Source organism: Sphingobacteriales bacterium (genome assembly GCA_016719635.1).
GTDB lineage: Bacteria > Bacteroidota > Bacteroidia > Chitinophagales > JADIYW01 > JADJSS01.
Window position 1 is genome coordinate 1 of the sequence record JADJYT010000002.1, and the last position, 15,928, is coordinate 15,928.

Below are 15,928 nucleotides of genomic sequence, written 5' to 3' on the forward strand. Positions count from 1 at the left end.
TTTATGTTATAATTGGACTATTTGCGTTATTGTGCAATAAAGCACCCTTTAATGGAACTATCAGAAAAGGATATCCTATTGTGGAAAATAATGGCCCTTATGGATCTGAAATGTTTGGTTATAAAACAATAAATATTTTCACTTCTAGAGGTGATGAATACAGTCGTCCATTTTATGATAAAACAACAAAAAGTTTTTGGCCTATTACAACTCCAATTGTAAAATACTTTAATTCAAAACCTGATAAAAATGGATATTATTATGATCCACAAGGTTATTCTATTTATCGATTTGAAGGTGGGTATGCATTCTTTGGTATTTTTAATGGCTTTGATTATTTTGAATTCTTTGTTTATCTATTTTTATTACTAGGATTTATTTATATACCTAAAATATGGTAAAAATATTTGTTTATATAGTGTACTCTCTCATTTCGCTTGAAGAATAGAAACCTGCTCATAACAAAAAATTGGCAATAGTTGTGGTAGATTTGGTAAATTAAGTTTTGTATATTATATTTAATTTGTAAATAAGTGCTAGTTTGTGCTAAACATGCACAACCATCGCCAATTTTCAACCGTTAGCTGATATTTTATGACGACACACCAACACTACATACAATACCATAACGCAGACAGATTAGGTAATTATCCGACACCTAAAACTGACTTCAAAACCAGCATTGACTTGTTGACGCTTGACAACAGCGTTAAATATGAAGCACAGTTTTACACTTCGAAAAAACTTGTAGAAAAAGCAGTTGACAGTTTTGTTTTTAATCGTTGGCAAGACAGAAAAATCAAAAATATTATTTGTGGTCATACTTTAGAATTGACGACTTTACAAAAGACCAAAATAAATATTACAACGTAAACGGGACTGGTTTTGACTTTCAGAAACCTATTTTACTAAATGACCTTGACAACTTTACAAACTTTAGAAATTTTTGTGGGAATTTTGGTATTGGTTTTCAAAATATTGACAAACACGTTTTCTGTTCGACCTTAATTTCATTGGCAGACCAAACCAAACTCGACATTCCGACAAATACAAATGTTCCAAACATTGCGGACGACTTAAAACTTGCACTAAAGCGACTTAACGAAAAAATGCAAAATGTTAGTCCAGAGAAAAGAATGGCAGAAGTTGAGCAGACTTTGCGTAAGGACAAACAAATTGTTGACCTATTCAAAAAAGTAAATAAATATAAATGTCAGTTTCCAGATTGCGACTCGTTAGTAATGACAGCTGACGGAACTAATTATGTTGAAGTTGCTCATATAAAACCAGTTAATCAAGGCGGACAAAGTGTTCTTGGAAACATAATCGTTTTATGTCCAAATCATCATAAAGAATTTGACTACGGTGTTTTAAAAATAGACGTGCAAAAGGAAAATTTATTACAAGGACAGTTGAACGGAAAGCCCTTTCAAATCGAAACAGAATGAAAAAAACATCAGCTAACAGCACATTTGCAATAGGCGGGGTTTCGTGCTCCGCAGACAGTTCAGTGGTAGCAAAAAGTTTTGTGCTCCGCATAAAGTTCAGTGGTAAAAATCCCGCCCATCGCAAATCTGCAAAACGTTATAAGCAACTCTAACGACAGCAAAGTAAACAATGACATTTCCATTTTCAATTAAATATTCAGCTCGACTTAACAATCATTTTTCCATTGATAGAAAAGAAGAAACATTTAAATTTATAGAAGCCTTTATAACGAATAAAACAGGTGACGAAATAATTATCGAAGACGATAAGTTGACTTTTAAGTCTAAATTTTTCAAAGACAGGTGGAACATCAATATTCTTGTTCCTATAGAAAAGGAGTTTTAATATTATTGACAAAGGAGATAGATATATATTGACTTATGAATTTTATATGTATCATCTCTTTATAGCGGTGACAATTATGTCTACATTTATTGCGATATTTTCTCAACAAGTTTGGGTTGGAATACTTTGCTTCTTATGGTTAGGTGGAATGAACTGGTTGATTGCAATAATTAGACATAAAATGATGCTTAACGAAATAACAAAGGAAATAAACAACCAAATTAATCGACCAAATGAATATGCACAAAAGAGCTGCTTATAACAAAAAATTGGCGTTAGTTGTGGCTCATTTGGAAAAGCAAATAATAAATAATAAATTTAGTTTGAAGGTTGATTTCGGTTAGTGCTAAACACGCACAACCAACGCCAATTTTCAACCGTTGGCAGTAATGCTACGAGAGACCACAAACTAATAACATTCATGGAAAAGTAGAATGACAAAACTTTTTATACATACCTGAACTTTTGGAGGAAAGCATTGAAGTTATTTCATTATATTAATTTTAGCAATTCCTACATTTTTCGTTTGGCGTTGGATATTTAGAAAGTACATTGAAGACAAAAAGAAACAAAACATTGCAACTTGGACAGCAACTCTAATTGCAACACCAATAATTTATGTTGGACTTGTAATGCTCTGGATATTTAGTATTAGCTACTACCCTTCAAACGACTTTGACAAACAAAAATGGCTTGGCGATAAAAAAAAAGATATGAACTTTCAGAAGAAATAATTGAAAGCAAAATGCTAATCGGAAAAACCAAAGCAGAAGTTAAACTAATACTTGGAGACGAAGAAAATTTAGAAAATAATGACTTGTGAATTACTATTTAGGTTACAGACCACAATTATTCGGAATTGACCCAGATGTACTGACATTGAATTTAAAGATGGAAAAGTTATTAAAGTTTCTCAACACCAAACCTAACGACTAATGAAGCCAATTCAAGAACAAATATTTCCATATACAAACCTTGTATTAGTAAGTATTTCAAACATTTTAGTCTTTTGGACTTGGTATAATATTGCAACAGCAACCTGTGATACAATGTTTATGGGACTTTTGTTAATTCCTTTATTTTTTGTAACAATTTACTATTTGGGACTTTTGATTTGGGCTTATAGATTACTTAAAGCACAGACAGACAAGAATCAAATAAAAATTTAACCTTATTATTTATTAATGTAATTCCGATGATTTTAATATATAAACTGACAACATAAAAGAAGCACTACTGCCAACATTGGTTTTGCGTCAGTGTGGCTTTTGTACTAGGCTGAACATTTGTACTTTCTATTAGCTTTTGTACTAAATTTGAACTTTAGTGCTTTCTATTCCACACCGAACGCAAAGCCAAAACCGTTATCGGTCAGCTTAAAAGACGACAGTAAAACATAATGACAGACTTCAAAACATACTACAATTCAAAATTTCGAGACGACATAAATTCGTTTTTCTCGACAATTCCTGATGAAAGTAGGTTTCACGAAGACAATCAAAACAAATTGACATTTTCAATTCAGTATGAACGATTAACACCTTCGTTTGACCACTTAAAATTTCTTGACAAGGATGGACAAGAATATTTTGGAGTAGCACTCTTTTTTACTGTTCTGACAGATATGGTTTGCTTTTCTCACTTCAAACCTTACTACAATAATTTTAAAAGTTTGACACGATACCCAAAATTCATAGGAAATTGTCCGGGCGGTTGTAATTTCCATTATCACCCAAGCGACATTTTTTTTGCAATGAATAAAGGTCGTTCAGCACAAGAACCTCATTTGATTTTCTTTGACAAGTTTATTGAAGCAATAGAAACAATGAGAAATGAAACAGTTGATTTTTTCAAAGACCATTTAACCGAAATAGACGGTGAGACTTTTTGGAACAAGTGTAAAAATGAGTTTCCCTATAAAACAGACAAAATATGATACCAGACTATCAATCCTTAATGCTTCCTTTACTTAAACTTGTTTCAGACAAACAGGAACACAAATACAGAGACCTAATTGAAAAATTGGCAATCGAATTTCAAGTAACAGACGAAGAGCGGAAAGAACTTTTAGCAAGTGGTAACCAAGCAATTTTTGACAACAGAGTTGGTTGGGCAAAAACATATTTAAAAAAAGCTGGACTTCTCGACTCTCCAAAACGTGCGACATTTGTAATTACTCAAATTGGGCTTGACACTTTAAAGAAAAATCCTGACCGAGTTGACGCTAAATATTTAAGACAGTTTCCAGCTTTTTTAGAGTTTCAAAATGCTTCACGTAAGGACAATGAAACAGAAGAAGAAACAACTGTAATTGCAGTTAGTGAACAGACACCTGAAGAAAATCTTGATAAAGCATATCAACGAATTAGAAAATCATTGGCATCCGAATTACTTCAAAATGTAGTTGACCTCTCACCGACATTCTTTGAACGACTTGTAGTTGAACTATTAGTAAAAATGGGTTACGGTGGTTCAATAAAAGACGCAGGAAAGGCAATTGGAAAAAGCGGTGATGAAGGTATAGACGGAACAATAAAGGAAGACAAATTAGGGCTTGACATTATCTACATTCAAGCCAAAAGGTGGAAACCTGGCAACGTAGTTGGACGACCAGAACTTCACAAGTTTGTTGGTGCTTTGGCTGGACAAGGAGCCAAAAAAGGCATCTTCATTACAACATCAAATTTTACAAAAGAAGCGTTGGACTATACTCCGAAAAACGAAACTAAAATTGTTCTTATTGACGGTGAACAACTGGCTCAACTAATGATTGACTACAATCTTGGTTGCACGACACAACAAATTTACGAAACTTAAAAAAATTGACAGTGACTACTTTGGCGAAGAGTAACCTTAACGACAAGACAAAGCCGAACCGATAACTGGTTTGGCAAAGTGGCGGTTCAGTTCTCCAGAACACATTTGTGGTTAATCAAACATTGCCTTCCGCATCAACATTTGGGTTAAAAAAATCCCACCCGTCAAGGCCCGTAAAAAGTGCCATATTCGGACACTAAAACCTTACTGAATAAAAAATTAAAAACTATGGGTTTCTTTGACAAAATATTCGGAAAATCAAAACCTAAAAATCCAGAAGATGATTTTATAATTACAATTACAGATGAATTTGTAAAAGTAGAACATCCCAACGCAAAACAGAACAAATTTCTTGGAAGGATATAAATGAAATTAGATTCATAAATACAAGTGCGGGACCTTTTGCTCCTGATGTATGGTTAGCATTAATTGGAGAAAATAGTGGGTGTTTGTTACCACAAGGCACTAAAGGATGTGAAACCGTTTATGACAAGGTATCAAAATATGAAAACTTTAATTTTGAAAATGTTATAAAATCAATGTCGTCAGCTGGAGACGAACAATTTTTATTATGGCAAAGAAAATAATACGGCACATAACATAAAATTGGCGTTAGTTGTGGCTCACTTGGAAAAGCAAAGAATATATTATAAATTTAGTTTGAAAGTTGAAATTGGTATGTGCTAAACACGCACAACCAACGCCAATTTTCAGAACGTTACCAGCCATTTTAGAACGACACACAAATGACAGCGATAATAATATTCATAGGACTAATAATTGGACTGAATTGCATTCCACTTCTGACCAAGACGGCTTTTCCGAAAGTGGAAAAAGTAATAGTTAGAATATTAATCGCAGCGACAATTTTATTTTTGACATTCGGAATTTATGGACTTAATGGCTACAGTTTAAAAGGACTTTACACCTTTTCGATAATTACTTGGACATTTATTATTTCGACAATCCTATTTTTTACTTTATTTAAAAACACAAGAAGGAAAATATTGACTGCTTTTCTATTGACACCATTATTAGTGGTAGGCGGGTTGACACTCATTCTCGGGCAACTGGTATATGAACGCCAACTTGACGAAAACAATAGAATATCAGTTACGACAGGCGGATTTTTAGCTTGTGGAGAAATTATCAATATTACACAAACAAGGTTCGGAATTTTTGACAAACAAGTTTTTCATATTGGCGACCTTTGTTTATTAGGAATTACTAAAATTGAGACAATTAAACTTGACAACAAACACGCTGAATTTTTAATTTATCACAACGGACAACTTGACTCTGAAAACCCATACAAATATGACGTGGAAAGAAAAAACGGCTGGTAACAGCACATTTGCAATAGGCGGGGTTTCGTGCTCCGCAGACAGTTTAGTGGTAGCCGAAAGTTTTGTGCTCCGCATAAAGTTCAGTGGTAAAAATCCCGCCCATCGCAAATCTGCAAAACGTTGTGCGTCATACAAAAACAGACAAGAGAATTTAATAACTTAATACAAGACAATATGGAACAGACAAATTATTCTAAAGTATATCGAATAATTCATTGGACGATAGCAATATCATTTACTTTATTACTATTGACTATCTTTTTGAGATTGACGTGGTTGAATAAGTTTAATGTTGCAGCCATTATTCAAGATTATTTGAGCGGTACCGACCAGACATTATCTCAAGAGCAACTAATTGTCTTAGCCAAAAAAATTCGACAACCAATGTGGGATTGGCATATTTATATCGGATATGTATTGGTTGGATTATTTAGTATTCGCATCATACTTCCGACATTAGGGCAAATGAAGTTTCAAAATCCTTTTACTAAAAACCTAACTGTAAAGGAGAAATTTCAAAAATGGACTTATCTAATATTTTATATCTGTGTTTTAATTTCTTTGGTAACAGGACTTATCATCGAATTAGGACCAAAAGAACTAAAAAAACCAATGGAAGAAATTCACGTTTTGGGCATCTACTATTTAGTAGCATTTATTGGGATACATTTAGGAGGTGTCTTAATGGCAGAATTCACTAATCAGAAAGGTATTATCTCAAGAATAATAAGTGGGAAAAAAATTGAAAAATAGAAAGTACGAACGCACAACAGCGTGTATAAGAAATAGCGGGTTCAGTGCTAAATCAAAGGTCAGTGCTTTTAATAAAAGTCAGTACCAAACTGAAAGTGAAGTGCTTTTTAATCCGCTACTTCTCATACACGCAAAACGTTATGGGCAAGCGTAAACGACACGACACGAACAGACAAACAGTTAAAATGATAAATTTGAACAATTAAAAATCAAGACAATGAATAATATTCAAACAGAAATATCAAATGACCTAAGAAATGCAAAACAATCTATAAAAGTTGCGGTATCTTGGTTGACAGACACTTTTTTAATCAATGAACTTATTGATGCAAAAAAAAGAGGAAGAGATGTAAAAGTCATTGTTTCAAGCAATGAACTGAACATAATTCGATTTGAGCTTTTCAAAATTAATTTCTCTTGGTGGAGTAGTAAATAAAAAGGAAGTGAAGAGCCAGAGAAGGAGACTTTATGCATTATAAATTCTACATAATTGACGATATTATTGCAAAGTCAGGTAGTTATAATTGGTCATTTAACGCTATTACAAACGATGAAACAATAGACCCCGTTTCAGTCAGTAAAAAATTATCCGAGTTTAATGATTGCTTTATAAAAGTTTTAATTTCTTTAAAGACATTGAAAATCCCGAAATAAAGAGAGCAGAACTTGCGTTAATTGAAAAGAACACAAAGATGCATTAACACCTGAAAAATTAGCTGCTTACAGACTTCAAATCTTGATGAAAAATCAAGAAGAAAGACATAAAAAGGAACTTGAAGAAAAAGAGAAACAAACAAAAGAAGCAAAAGCAAAAGCACAACAAGAGAAAGCAGCAAGAGAAAAATTATTAAACGAACAAAGAGCAAAAGAACAACAAAGTCAATATGGACTAAAGCAAGATGCACCAGCTGTTTCTGAAGCACCACCAAGAAGCTACGCAAATGAATAAATCCGACTTAGCATTTTACAATGACTACTTTGGTAACCTTGAAAATTTCCAGCTGAAAAAATCCTTTGTTTACAACAAGGAAAACAAAAAATATGAAGGGGAAGTTTTGTTTAAGGAATTACATTTTAATGTTCATATTCCCGAAGTATATCCATTAGGTGACATAAAATTTATCACAAAAGATTTTGAAGGACTTCCGCATCAAAATTTTGATGGTTCACTCTGCCTAAATACCAATTTTGTAAATCACATTAATACAAGACTAAATCTTGAAATTTCAAAGTTAAAGTCCTACATTTTGGACTACTATGAAAAAAATAAGATTGATGAACATTATGAATACTCTGCATTTGATGCAAAGGACTTATTTCATTAATTTTCCAAGAAGAAAAATATCAAAGCTCACGCTTTGATATTCCTTATGGTCAATTCAAATATTCGGTTGTTGGTTTTCATCGAAATGAGAAAAACAAAATAACACAGTTGACAGCTATTGCTCAAGGTATTGGCAATGAAGAATATAATTGGTCTAAAGATTTAAAAGGGAAGGAAAGGTTTATTGGGGTTTGGGTATTTCTTGAGAATGAACCTGTTCATCATAAGAAACATCGGTTTAATAGTTGGATAGATTTAGCAAAAAATCTTCCAAGTGGATTTAATAAATTTTTCAGAGACTTTTGTAGCAGTTCTGCTAATTACAAACTCTACCCAAGGGGTTTGGATGAAAATATATTATTGGCTGTTGGCTATAGAATTCCCAATCAAAATGATTATGAAGTTCATTGGGATTTAGTGCTAATTCCTCGCTATGACTTCTCAAGAAAAGCTCATCATCAATTGAAAGATATTCAAAAGAAATTGTTTGGGACAACACATATAATTCATCATACACAAGATATTTTGGTCGGGGGTCAATAAATAACGTTCTTGCTGAAAGCAAAGTTTTAGTAATAGGAAATGGAGCAGTTGGTAGTTCATTATCTGAAATATTAGTAAGAGCAGGCTTAAAAAGAATTGATTTGGCAGACATAGATATAGTTGAACCCGGAAATATTTGTAGAAGTGCGTTTGATTTTACAGAAGTTTCATTTGCAAAATCTGCTCAACTTAAACAGAAACTTGAAAACATCTCTCCGTTTGTTGAAGTCAATATTTACAATGATTTAAAAGCGACTTCACCCAAAGCAGATATTTTCAAGGATACCTTGGAAAAGTTATCCAAATACGACATCATTATTGACTGTACAGCTAATAATAGAAATAATACAAATGTTGACCGATATGAAATTAAGCAACCTAGTTTGTTATATTTCAATGTCAAACAAAGCCCGAGAAATGATATTTGTTACTAACTCTGACAATTCAAATATCATTGAACGGAGAAATCAAATGCTTTATTCATTTGGCACCTTCACAGAACCAGAATTTAGAGAAGGAACAGGTTGTTGGCATCCGACTTTTGAAGCATCAAACTTTGATATTAATCAGCTACTTAATTTTACAATAAGAAAATTCAATTCATTTTATGAGAATAATGAAATGCCAAGAAGTTTTTATAGCTTCATTGACAAAGACTATATCGGTTTATCTGAAGATGTAAAGTTCTACCAAAAAGACCTAAATCTCAATATTACAATTGAAAGTTCAGTTCTTGATACTATTGAGCAATATTCACGTTTACATTATCCCAACGAATTTGGTGGAATTTTAATGGGAAGTTATCTAAACAGCTACATAGACTTAGTAATATCAGACATTATTGTTCCTGAAAAATACAAGAGTAGTCCGACAAAATTTGAACCAGACCACAAAGAATTGAATTTGCTTACAAAAGAATACTACGAACAGTTTAATAACAAAGTAATATATGTTGGCGACTGGCACAGCCATCCAAATGGCTCGAACCATTATAGTCAACCAGACTTCAACTCAATAAAGGATGTTGCAAACTCAAAGACAGTAAATATAAAAAATCCAATACTATTAATTGTAAGTTTCGGTGACAACTATTTCGAGCCAGGTTTTTACGTTTTCGACAAGAACAAACTATATAAATTTGAAAGACAGTAACTATATGACAGACAGAACGCCAGCCCATAACAGCACCTACCCAAAAGTGGCGGTTCAGTGGTTAAATCAAGCTTTGTGCATCTATCAAAGTTTCAGCTTGGTTGACAGTGAAGTGCTCCGAAATCGCCACCTTCGGGTAGCTGCAAAACGTTATAGCCCATTTTAAAATACGACAAAACTTGAGACCAACAAAAGACTTATTAACATTGACCGCATTTACTATCTTGACAGGTTGAGACAATTTTGAAAGACGCTTCTATGAAAAAATTGACCAAGGACAGATAAACGTAATTAAAAACGGTGCTGACACTTTTGACCTTGCAACTGTTACAGATTTTGAATGGGACAGCGTAATTTTAATTCGTGGAAATGAAAGTGTGCCATATTTGAAAGAAGAGATTGAAGAAGTTCTTAATAATCGGACAATTGAAGTTCCTCGTAAAGAAAAACGATTTAAAGAAATTGACGACCCTATACTAACATATAAAACTACTGACTTGCCAACAAATCGACCGTTTTTATTTTTGACACTGAATAAAAAAATGGTAGAAAAAGAAATTAAAAGCAGCATCCATAAACACAGACCAGCTTTCGACTTAAGCTATTGTTTGGTTGACAGCACAAATGTAAGATATTGGCTTTCAAGAAATGAGTGCAAATTCATACTAATGACAAATTCACAAACTGTTGGACAAGGAACGGTATTTCTTTATCCTACATGTAAGACAAGTTTATCAAAATAAATATAATATTCACAACAACTAATACAAAGATGAGAGAAAGAAAAGCAGGCTATAACAAAAATTGGCAATAGTTGTGGTAGATTTGGTAATTGAAGTTTTGTGTAATAAATTACATTTGTAAATAAATGATAGTTGGTGCTAAACACGCACAACCATCGCCAATTTTCAACCGTTATGTATTTTATTTTTTCAGGACAGTGAAAATTCATATCGCAATATTACTTTCTCTTACAGCTTTATTAAGCTGCAATGAATCTTCTAAAAATCACAAAGAAGATTTAATCCAATTAAAGAAAAAGATGCAAAAAAAACTTGACACTGGAGAACATATGATGCTAACTGATAGACAATATATGTTCGATACTGACAGCATCTTAGAATTAATCTATAAAGAATTAATTGTTGCTAAGCCAGAATTAAGTAAACAATTAGTTATTGAACAACAAGAATGGAATTCAAAGAAAAAACAATTAACTGACAGCTTATGGAAACCTGTAGATAGAATTTTTGAAGAAACTGGTATTACGCCACAACTAGAAAGAGAAATCGCGTATGGAACTATTGCAGACTTAAATTATGATAGAGCAATGGAACTAAATAATCGATTAAATGAAAAAAAATAACAACACATAACAAAAAATTGACGTCAGTTGTGGTTCATTTGGAAAAGCAAATAATATGTAATAAATTTAGTTTGAAGGTTAGTTACGGTTCGTTCAAACACGCACAACCAACGCCAATTTTCAACCGTTAGTGCCAATTTAAAAATGACCTTTAATATGATAAAACTATTATTCTGTATTATTACTTTAGTAACTTGTGATAACATAAATCACTCTAATAATAAAAACTACACAACAATGAAATGGAAATTTGAAACGCCAGACTTATTAACAGCTATATCAAAAGCTAAAAATGAAAAAGCATTAACATCTGATTTGGCTCAAGTTTATTCTAAAATACAAAATGAACATACTTTTAAAAGCAAAGAAATCCTTGCTTATATCGACGCTACAAACGGTATAATTTATTTTTCAGGGTTAGAAAAACAAAATGGAAATGATATTGATACTTTAACAATATCGTTTGAAATACCAGATATATGGGAACAATATATCGAGTATGCTCCTGGATTTGATGAATTGGCTTTAACGTCCTTAAAAAAAGCATTAACTTATAACGAAAAAGAACAACCATTAATCACTACTTATAAAATAATTGCCGAAACTGAATTAGGTGATAAAACTAATATAAATTAATAAACTGGCACTAACAAAAAATTGGCGTTAGTTGTGGCTCACTTGGAAAAGCAAATAATATGTAATAAATTTAGTTTGAAGGTTAGTTTAAGTTCGTGCAAACATGCACAACCAACGCCAATTTTCAGCCGTTATGGCCAATTATAAAAACGACAACTATGAACGAAATTGACATATTAAAAAAACTAGCTGCTGACTATAAAAACGCAGACTTAAATGAGTCGGACACTAGATTTAAAATCATAGACACCATTTTGGTTGATGTACTTAAATGGCCAAAAGAAATTATTACGACCGAAAAATATATTAATGGCAACCGAGCTGACTATGTTTTCAAAGGGAAAAATGACAAGCCTATTGTGATATTAGAAAGCAAGAAGAATGAAATATATTTTGAACTTCCAGTTACACTAAATCAAGGTAAAAATTTTGAAAAAGTACTTGTCGAAAAGTTAATCACGGACGAAGAAATTAAAAAAGCAATTTATCAAGTTAAAGAATATGCTGAAGACCTATTTTGCAATTATGCTATAGCCTGCAATGGTAAATGCTGGATAATTTTAGAATTAATTCAAATATTAAGCCGTGGAAAAAACTTTTGCGTACGTAATTAAAGACATAGATTATTTTATTGAAAATTATACTACTGCTGTTAATTTACTTGGATACACTAGCGTAACAGAGAACGACTCTTTGAATAATAGTATCGGAGTTGCAAAAAAGATTTACAATGAAGTGTTTTTCCCTAAGAACAATATTACCGCATTTGACACCCCTGTTGACAATAACAAATATGCAGGTTCATTAAAGACAATTTCAAATAAATTTCTTGGGCCGATTCCAGAGGATGATATTGATTTTATGGACAAATGCTACGTAAGTAACAAGAGTAAATATGACACATTACAAAAAGATGTTCAAGGTTTTTTATATGATTCTTTGACACCGTATTTCAAAATCTAGGGTTTAAAGATTTTAGTGATGATGGAAATGCAGGCGCATTTGGAATTAAAATATCTGAATTAGTTCGTAAACAAAAACTAAATAATGTATTGATATTATTTGGGGGAAGAGGTGCTGGAAAATCGACCTTTCTAAAAAGATTTTTGTATCAAAAACTACCTAAAGAAATTAAAACTCACTCGCAAGTTGCCTTAGTAGGTTTATTGTATTCTTCCCAAACAAAGGAAGAATTAACAAAGGAAATTTGGGAGCAAGTTCTTCTAAAGATAGATTTAGAAAAAATTAAGTCTGGCAGTAAAGAATCCATTTTAGAGCTTTTCAAAACCGAATATGAAATATATAAGAAGCAAATATTAGATGGATTAGATGAGAAAAGTGAAAAATATCAAGACCTCACTCGACAATTTCTTCTTGAACACATAGACAACACAAAACTATTTTGTGAAAAATTAAGTTTAAGACAAAAGGCAAAAAATAAGGCACTTGTAATATTCATCGATAATGTTGACCAACTCCCACCTGAACTTCAGGATGTTTGCTTTTTAACCGCAGGGGAAATTTCTGAAAAACTAGCTTGTTTAGTGATTGTCTCAATGAGAGAGGAAAGATACTATGAAGCCAGCTCTAGAGGTGTTCTTGATGCTTATCAAAGTCCAGGTTTTCATTTATCATCTCCTGTAATTCCTTCTGTAATTATTAAACGTATTGATTATATACTAGATATCTTAAAATTTACAGTTGATTTGGAATCTGATTTCGGCATAAAATCAACATCTGAGTTGAATACATTGGTTGCATTTTTAAACATATGCAAAAATCAACTTTTTAAGAGCAAGTCACCTTTAAGTTTTTTCCTCCGCCACGGAACACACGGTGACGTTCGCCAAGCGTTAGAGTTTTTAAGGGCTTTATAACATCAGGCTATACAAACATAAATGAGATGGCACCTCATCCCAATTGGAGTTTTCAAGTACATCAAGTTGTTAAACCGATGATGATTCCAGAGAGATTTTTTTACGATGAACGTAAGTCCAAAATCCCCAATTTATATCAATTAAGAAATGATAATGATAGCTCACACTTTACAGGCTTAAGAATTCTTCATATACTTCATAATAGGATGGGCGACAAAGGAAGTGGAGGTTTCATCGATGTGAAATACTTAACATATCAATTTGAGTTAAAATTTGATTCGAAATTAGATTGCGAAAAAACTTTATCACTATTCTTAGAAAAAGGAATAATTGAAGCTAATAACAGACTTGAAACATTTTCTGACAAAGTAAATCAAATTAAAATCACTTCATTAGGTAACTATATTTATGAGTATTTAGCATTCAACTTTGCATATATAGACCTAGTTTGTCTTGATTGCGGTATCTACGATGAGTCGATCGCTAACTCTTTAGTAAAATCTGCAGGTAAAGAATTGGATTTATATTATTCACGTGACTTTATGTCTAGAATAGAATTAAGAATTAAAAGAGCTAAAGAATTTCTAGATTATTTAAAAAGAATGGAAGAACAGGAATTCAAAGACTTGAATCTTGATTCAACTGAAATTTATTTTACAAAAAAACTTGAGCAGTCACTAGTAAAACAATTTGACATAATAATGAAAAGTGCGACAAGTAAACAGACGATTGAGAATGAATACAACTAGAATAACTGGCCATAACAGCACCTACCCAAAAGTGGCGGTTCAGCGGTTAAATCAAGCTTTGTGCTTCTATCAAAGTTTGTGCTTGGTTGACAGTGAAGCGCTTCGAAATCGCCACCTTCGGGTAGCTGCAAACCGTTAGCCACAATAGCAAATAGACAATGAAACACCATTTTGCAGACTTATTAGACCGTACGGTTGACTATTGGACAATCATCCCAAATATTGAACGCTATTCATTTTCGGCTGACAAAGACATCAAAAACAAAAACGATGTAAAAGTTTTAACCATCTCCAAGCAAGACAAGCATTGGAATCAAGTTTTTGATTGCCCGAGCATTGAGGAGATAACTTTAAACGACCCGAGTAAGGAACAGGTTGAGGAAATACAAAAGTTAGGACAAATAAAAAGACTAAGACTAAGTTTCTTCCGTGCAAAAGACATTGAATTTATTGCTAATCTGGAGAATCTTGAAGAAGTCGTTTTTGAATATGTATCAGGTTTTTCTGACCTATCTCCTTTTCAAAAGTTGACAAAAATAAAATCATTACATTTTGAAAATCTTCGTAGGGTTTCAAATTTTGAGGGGCTAAAAGGAATAAGCAGTTTGCGGTATTTACATATTGACGGAACACTTGATTGGAGCCAACCAATTGACAATTTTAATTTTCTTGAAGGGTTAGAAAATTTAGAGGTATTAGCATTAGGTTTTATTGTGAACAAAACAGACTATCCAGCACTTTTACCTATACTAAAGTTGAAAAATTTCAAACGGTTTAAAGCAGGAATGTCGACTTTATCTACTAGAGAATTTGCATTTCTTGAGGTAGCTATTTCTGACAAAGAACGATGTAACTTTAGCAATACAAAACTAGAAAAATACTATATTAACAAAGACAAATCGGTTTATTTTTTAGGAAAGGAACAAGAATTATTAACCTAAGTGACAAAAATTCAAAAGATAAGATTGAACAATTCGAGAAGAAATATGACGAATATAAAATCGAGGCTGAAAGTATTATTAAAAGCTACTGTGGCTAACAGCAAATTGCCTTTATTGCCGGCTCCTTCTTGATTTTGAAAATTGTTTTCATATATTTGTTTCTAATTGGCAGACAATTTTTCGCTCCGTAGATCGGCAACAACGGCAATTTGCGGAACGTTACCGGCAAGCATTGAGGACACTGCTAACATCAACCTGACGAACATTGAATGAACAGTTTTTTACAGGACATAGAAAGTTTAATTGACACCAATAACCGCATTGGGCTTAAATCTTATTTGGATGAATTACCTGAGACCGAAAAGGGTAAAGCATTTGAGCTTTTCATAGCTGAATTATACAGGGGCAATGGTTGGCTGACAGAAGTAAAAGGAAATCGCAACGACAAAGGTGCCGACATTGTAGTAAGACACCCAAGTGAGCCCACAAAAGCCAAATTCATTATTCAGGCAAAGAACCACAAAACCAAACTCACCAAAAAAGGACACACAAGGAGAATTAAATCAATTCATTTCAGAAGCAAGTAAATTA

General features: G+C 32.6%; 23 protein-coding genes and 1 pseudogene. All 24 read left to right on the plus strand.

The genetic code is table 11. The features are described 5' to 3' along the window. Positions 1-80 precede the first annotated feature (80 nt). Positions 81-401, plus strand: a complete 321-nt coding sequence (locus IPM95_04170) for a hypothetical protein (protein ID MBK9328510.1) — start codon at positions 81-83, stop codon at positions 399-401. Positions 402-782: 381 nt separating this feature from the next. Beyond that, the gene (locus IPM95_04175; protein ID MBK9328511.1) at positions 783-1,448 is read left to right on the plus strand and encodes an HNH endonuclease; all 666 of its coding nucleotides are present in this window, start codon (positions 783-785) and stop codon (positions 1,446-1,448) included. 1,320 nt (positions 1,449-2,768) lie between these two features. Further along, positions 2,769-3,002, plus strand: coding sequence for a hypothetical protein (locus tag IPM95_04180; protein MBK9328512.1), 234 nt, complete (start codon positions 2,769-2,771; stop codon positions 3,000-3,002). A 230-nt stretch (positions 3,003-3,232) separates the two neighbouring features. Continuing rightward, positions 3,233-3,769 carry a hypothetical protein gene (locus tag IPM95_04185; GenBank protein ID MBK9328513.1) on the plus strand — a complete coding sequence of 179 codons (537 nt, stop codon included), beginning with the start codon at positions 3,233-3,235 and terminating at the stop codon, positions 3,767-3,769. After that, positions 3,766-4,684, plus strand: a pseudogene (locus tag IPM95_04190) (restriction endonuclease). Before IPM95_04185 ends, IPM95_04190 begins: the two are co-directional and overlap by 4 nt. A gap of 194 nt (positions 4,685-4,878) precedes the next feature. Further along, positions 4,879-5,016 carry a hypothetical protein gene (locus tag IPM95_04195; protein ID MBK9328514.1) on the plus strand — a complete coding sequence of 46 codons (138 nt, stop codon included), beginning with the start codon at positions 4,879-4,881 and terminating at the stop codon, positions 5,014-5,016. A gap of 380 nt (positions 5,017-5,396) precedes the next feature. Then, entirely contained in the window at positions 5,397-5,996 is a 600-nt protein-coding gene (locus IPM95_04200; GenBank protein MBK9328515.1) for a hypothetical protein, read from the plus strand. 174 nt (positions 5,997-6,170) lie between these two features. Continuing rightward, on the plus strand, positions 6,171-6,749 hold the full coding sequence (locus tag IPM95_04205; protein ID MBK9328516.1) for a cytochrome b/b6 domain-containing protein: 579 nt from the start codon (positions 6,171-6,173) through the stop codon (positions 6,747-6,749). A 217-nt stretch (positions 6,750-6,966) separates the two neighbouring features. Beyond that, on the plus strand, positions 6,967-7,185 hold the full coding sequence (locus tag IPM95_04210) for a hypothetical protein (GenBank protein ID MBK9328517.1): 219 nt from the start codon (positions 6,967-6,969) through the stop codon (positions 7,183-7,185). Positions 7,186-7,217: 32 nt separating this feature from the next. Next, a complete protein-coding gene (locus IPM95_04215; GenBank protein ID MBK9328518.1) occupies positions 7,218-7,403 on the plus strand; it encodes a hypothetical protein in 186 nt (61 codons plus the stop codon). Between the two features lie 85 nt (positions 7,404-7,488). Continuing rightward, complete coding sequence (locus tag IPM95_04220; GenBank protein ID MBK9328519.1) at positions 7,489-7,698, plus strand: hypothetical protein; 210 nt, start codon at positions 7,489-7,491, stop codon at positions 7,696-7,698. After that, positions 7,691-8,074: a hypothetical protein gene (locus tag IPM95_04225; protein MBK9328520.1), complete on the plus strand. Its 384-nt coding sequence runs from the start codon at positions 7,691-7,693 to the stop codon at positions 8,072-8,074. Before IPM95_04220 ends, IPM95_04225 begins: the two co-directional genes overlap by 8 nt. Positions 8,075-8,181: 107 nt before the next feature. Continuing rightward, on the plus strand, positions 8,182-8,616 hold the full coding sequence (locus IPM95_04230; protein ID MBK9328521.1) for a hypothetical protein: 435 nt from the start codon (positions 8,182-8,184) through the stop codon (positions 8,614-8,616). Continuing rightward, a complete protein-coding gene (locus IPM95_04235) occupies positions 8,535-9,050 on the plus strand; it encodes a ThiF family adenylyltransferase (protein MBK9328522.1) in 516 nt (171 codons plus the stop codon). Before IPM95_04230 ends, IPM95_04235 begins: the two co-directional genes overlap by 82 nt. Next, positions 9,013-9,768 (plus strand): Mov34/MPN/PAD-1 family protein, encoded by a 756-nt coding sequence (locus IPM95_04240; GenBank protein ID MBK9328523.1) that lies wholly within the window; start codon positions 9,013-9,015, stop codon positions 9,766-9,768. The genes IPM95_04235 and IPM95_04240 overlap by 38 nt, the downstream gene beginning before the upstream one ends. A 386-nt stretch (positions 9,769-10,154) precedes the next feature. After that, entirely contained in the window at positions 10,155-10,511 is a 357-nt protein-coding gene (locus tag IPM95_04245; protein ID MBK9328524.1) for a hypothetical protein, read from the plus strand. Between the two features lie 125 nt (positions 10,512-10,636). Continuing rightward, positions 10,637-11,134: a hypothetical protein gene (locus tag IPM95_04250; protein ID MBK9328525.1), complete on the plus strand. Its 498-nt coding sequence runs from the start codon at positions 10,637-10,639 to the stop codon at positions 11,132-11,134. A gap of 156 nt (positions 11,135-11,290) precedes the next feature. Then, complete coding sequence (locus IPM95_04255; GenBank protein ID MBK9328526.1) at positions 11,291-11,770, plus strand: hypothetical protein; 480 nt, start codon at positions 11,291-11,293, stop codon at positions 11,768-11,770. 158 nt (positions 11,771-11,928) lie between these two features. Further along, positions 11,929-12,384, plus strand: a complete 456-nt coding sequence (locus IPM95_04260; protein MBK9328527.1) for a hypothetical protein — start codon at positions 11,929-11,931, stop codon at positions 12,382-12,384. Further along, a complete protein-coding gene (locus IPM95_04265) occupies positions 12,356-12,733 on the plus strand; it encodes a hypothetical protein (GenBank protein ID MBK9328528.1) in 378 nt (125 codons plus the stop codon). Before IPM95_04260 ends, IPM95_04265 begins: the two co-directional genes overlap by 29 nt. An 89-nt stretch (positions 12,734-12,822) precedes the next feature. Then, a complete protein-coding gene (locus IPM95_04270; protein MBK9328529.1) occupies positions 12,823-13,647 on the plus strand; it encodes a hypothetical protein in 825 nt (274 codons plus the stop codon). A gap of 26 nt (positions 13,648-13,673) precedes the next feature. After that, positions 13,674-14,396 carry a hypothetical protein gene (locus tag IPM95_04275; GenBank protein ID MBK9328530.1) on the plus strand — a complete coding sequence of 241 codons (723 nt, stop codon included), beginning with the start codon at positions 13,674-13,676 and terminating at the stop codon, positions 14,394-14,396. Positions 14,397-14,554: 158 nt separating this feature from the next. Continuing rightward, positions 14,555-15,337, plus strand: a complete 783-nt coding sequence (locus IPM95_04280) for a leucine-rich repeat domain-containing protein (protein MBK9328531.1) — start codon at positions 14,555-14,557, stop codon at positions 15,335-15,337. A 269-nt stretch (positions 15,338-15,606) separates the two neighbouring features. Next, positions 15,607-15,924 (plus strand): restriction endonuclease, encoded by a 318-nt coding sequence (locus tag IPM95_04285; protein MBK9328532.1) that lies wholly within the window; start codon positions 15,607-15,609, stop codon positions 15,922-15,924. The last annotated feature ends 4 nt before the right edge of the window (positions 15,925-15,928 follow it).